The sequence below is a fragment of the Luteimonas sp. A537 genome (genome assembly GCF_054052065.1).
The window spans coordinates 1-3182 of the sequence record NZ_JBSVRH010000017.1 but is presented as its reverse complement, the minus strand read 5'-3'; the positions used below and the strand labels follow the sequence as shown (position 1 = coordinate 3182).

General features: G+C 55.9%; 4 protein-coding genes. All 4 read right to left on the bottom strand.

Going from position 1 to position 3182, the window contains the following annotated elements:
• Nucleotides 1-570: 570 nt before the first annotated feature.
• Nucleotides 571-921, bottom strand: a complete 351-nt coding sequence (locus ACW7GZ_RS14840; RefSeq protein WP_457010039.1) for a DUF6228 family protein — start codon at nucleotides 919-921, stop codon at nucleotides 571-573.
• Nucleotides 922-1031: 110 nt separating this feature from the next.
• Nucleotides 1032-1331: a hypothetical protein gene (locus ACW7GZ_RS14835; RefSeq protein ID WP_457010037.1), complete on the bottom strand. Its 300-nt coding sequence runs from the start codon at nucleotides 1329-1331 to the stop codon at nucleotides 1032-1034.
• A 527-nt stretch (nucleotides 1332-1858) separates the two neighbouring features.
• Nucleotides 1859-2440 (bottom strand): YIP1 family protein, encoded by a 582-nt coding sequence (locus ACW7GZ_RS14830; RefSeq protein WP_457010041.1) that lies wholly within the window; start codon nucleotides 2438-2440, stop codon nucleotides 1859-1861.
• A gap of 166 nt (nucleotides 2441-2606) precedes the next feature.
• Nucleotides 2607-3092, bottom strand: a complete 486-nt coding sequence (locus tag ACW7GZ_RS14825; RefSeq protein WP_457010035.1) for a hypothetical protein — start codon at nucleotides 3090-3092, stop codon at nucleotides 2607-2609.
• Between the last annotated feature and the right edge of the window lie 90 nt (nucleotides 3093-3182).

Here is a 3182-nt window from a genome sequence, read left to right as displayed (position 1 = left end):
TCTTGGGCTGACTGACGCAGGCGCTCAAACCCACGAGTGCAGTTAGAAGGACGGCAAGTCGCATAGAACTCTCCTCAAAGGCCTAACACCAGAGTTAAGCCGCGCTGCAGCGGGGCGTGAAGCACATGGCAAGCTGTATCTGCCATGTGGTTTGCGCCCCGATGTGGCGTCGGCTTGAACGACTCGTTAGGCCGCCGCTGCCCGGCACCCGTGCCTGTTACAGCGGCCCAACCCCTAAGCCGAACAGTACAACAAGTCTTGCCGGTGGACGCAGGCTTAGTCTTTCTCGGGCCAGAGCCGAAAGCTGCGGCTCGCGCGGCCAAGAACCCTCACCGAAAGCTCTCCGAAGCCGACTCGGCAGGTGGAATCTTGCGAAGGGTCGCGTCTGTCCGAAGCTTAGGTGCAGCAGGCCCTGACGCCGATGCCACTCACCGCGCGTGCGAGACGCCAACAGTCACAGATGAGCGGCGAACATTATGCGACCGAAGATGCTGATCCGGTAGTGCGGGAAACAAGGCCTAACGCCTGAATTAAGCCGCGCCGCGAAGCGGCGTCGGCTTGAATGAATTGTTAGGTGCCACCGAAGAACCGATGAGCACCCGCAGCGACTTTTGGTAGTTGGCCAAGCTCGGTAGTAAGCGATGCGGACACCTGCCACTCCTCTGGGGCACCTTGTAAGCCAAGAATCCGCACTGAGAAATTGACTTCTCCAAGCGGGGAGCAAGTTGCGGAGAGTAAAAACTCTCCTTCTATTGACTCCCAGCGCTCGTTGCCACTCCACGGGCGTTCGTACGTAGCTAGCCGAGCGAACAGGTTGGCAAGTCCTCTTGCATCCGTATGCGCCCAAACTGTATGTGTCGCTTGAACAGAAGCTCCTCTGAGTTCGACGGTGAAATAGTCACCATGTGGCGAAAGGAACACCAACTCTCGGTCTGACGAGTTTGATCTTATCGAGAACAGAGTGACTCTCCCATGGCACCTAACACCAGAATTAAGCCGCGCCGCGAAGCGGTGTCGGCTTGAATGAATCGTTAGGCGCCGGTACGCCTCAATTGAATGCCGGCAGAAAGTACTACGTAGAAGAAAATGGCCGCAATAGCGATCCAGCCCGGAGCCGAGGGGTGCAGCGCGACGGTTACAAATACGACACCCAGGCATCCATTGGCGATCGAGCCAACAAGCCGCAGTTCTTTTCCAGTTTGGCCGTTCTTCAATACGTCAGATTCCTCAGAGCCCCGTACAGGTACGCGTCCTGCGAGAAGAAATCGTGACACATCCCATACACCGACCAGGACGAAGGCTACCCCAACAATTAGCACGAAATTGTCCACGCAGTTCCCCTAGGCGCCTAACACCTGAATTAAGCCGCGCCGCGAAGCGGCGTCGGCTTGAATGAATTGTTAGGCGCGGCCCTCATTGCAGCCACCCTGAATCAAAGGTGCGCCCATTTCTGGATGTAACCACCGCACGCGTATGCAGAGAATAGCCGGAGCTGTCCCACCGCGCGGGTGTCGCGTGGAGTACGACGGAGGTTACGTCCGAACCTGAAAATTGGTGAGTAGCCAGCAATGACAGAACGGTCTGGCGAAGCGTAAGGAGAGCAAGCCTAAGCGGTTCAAGCTGGGGAGCATTGGTAGGATAAGGATCGTCGGATAGCAGTTCCACCGAAGTAGTGCTTGCACCCGCAGCTTTCAACGCTTCGGAAAGGTGCGGTGACAGGTAGCTGAGGCCGCTGCCGGCATGGTGAGCGATGTTGTGAGCTACACCTGCAAGTTCAGAAGTTCTGCCCATAGCGCCTAACGCCTGAATTAAGCCGCGCCGCGAAGCGGTGTCGGCTTGAATGATTTGTTAGCCGTGCTCACCCGATGCCCGACACAAGAAATCCGAGCAGCAAGATAGGCAGCGCAACAATGAAAAAGGCCAACACGGCTGAGCCAAGGGCTCGCCAGGCGGAAAAAGCTTGCACTTGGCCAAGGGCTTTACAAAAAACCACCACGCCCCAGATTGCAATTGCCAGCTCTACGCCTAGAAATCCAAAATAGACCGCGGGACGGGCAGTGATGCTTGGCGCAGCAGTTGTGAACAAGTCTTTCCCGAAAATAAGCAGCTCCGGGACCCATAGAAGCAGTGCCCAGATTATTGGCACAGATGACCAGGCTGTCGCGGCCCTAATATTGACCGAGCTGCTCTTCCCGCCTAGCCATCTCCCACTGAGCTTCAGCAGGTAGCAAAGAATGTAGAGGCCGACAACCCCGCTAATGGCGCCCGCAACAATCGCGAGCGCAAAAATGGCAGGCAACTCCATCGAATCGCCTAGACTTTTTGTGCTCGCCTTGTCGAGTGCTTCTGAGATGCCAGACAGGGCCGCTAACGGCACGACCAGATGCGTCGGATCTCGGCTTACTATGGATTGGATCGTTTCGCGAGGCCTTGACCACATAGAGAACCATGGGTTTGGCTGGGCTGCTAACTCTGTCATTTGCGATCAAATCTCATGCACGGCTAACACCTAAGTTAAGCCGAGACGCGTAGTGGAGCCAACCACATGGCAAGCTTTACCTGCCATGTGGTTGGTGGAACGAAGCGGCTTCGGCTTGAACGCATTGTTAGATGCGAACCCGCAAATCACAAATGCTGTTCCAATAAGCGTCGTGGTCGGTCGCACCGGTCTGGCCTGCGTGTGGAAGTATTGACAGGCGATACTTGTCGCCCCGCTTAAAATCAAAGCGTTGTAGATCGCACGACGTGTTCCCGTTAACGCTGATGTTTATGTATTCGTCAGTAGAGCCGCGGATGTTTTTGGTCACTTTGAATGTGACGACTTCCCCGCCGGAGCTGAGTACAGGAACTCCATTAGAAACACAACTTGGTGAGTCGGGGCGTATCAGGTGTGAAATGGCCTGACCTTCGAAGACGATGGCCTCCGGACGCAAATCTTCAGTGGAACGGGGCATATCGCAGCCGCAGGCAATGGCCGAGCCAGAAGCCAGGACTAAGAAGGCGGTAATTAGAAATTTGATCATCGCATCTAACGCCTGAGTTAAGCCGAGACGCGTAGTGGAGCGAACCACATGGCAAGCTCTTTCTGTCATGTGGTTTGCGGAACGAAGCGGCTTCGGCTTGAACGACTTGTTAGGCCGCAGCTACCCGGCACCTGCGCCAAGACTGCCACAGCCCAACCC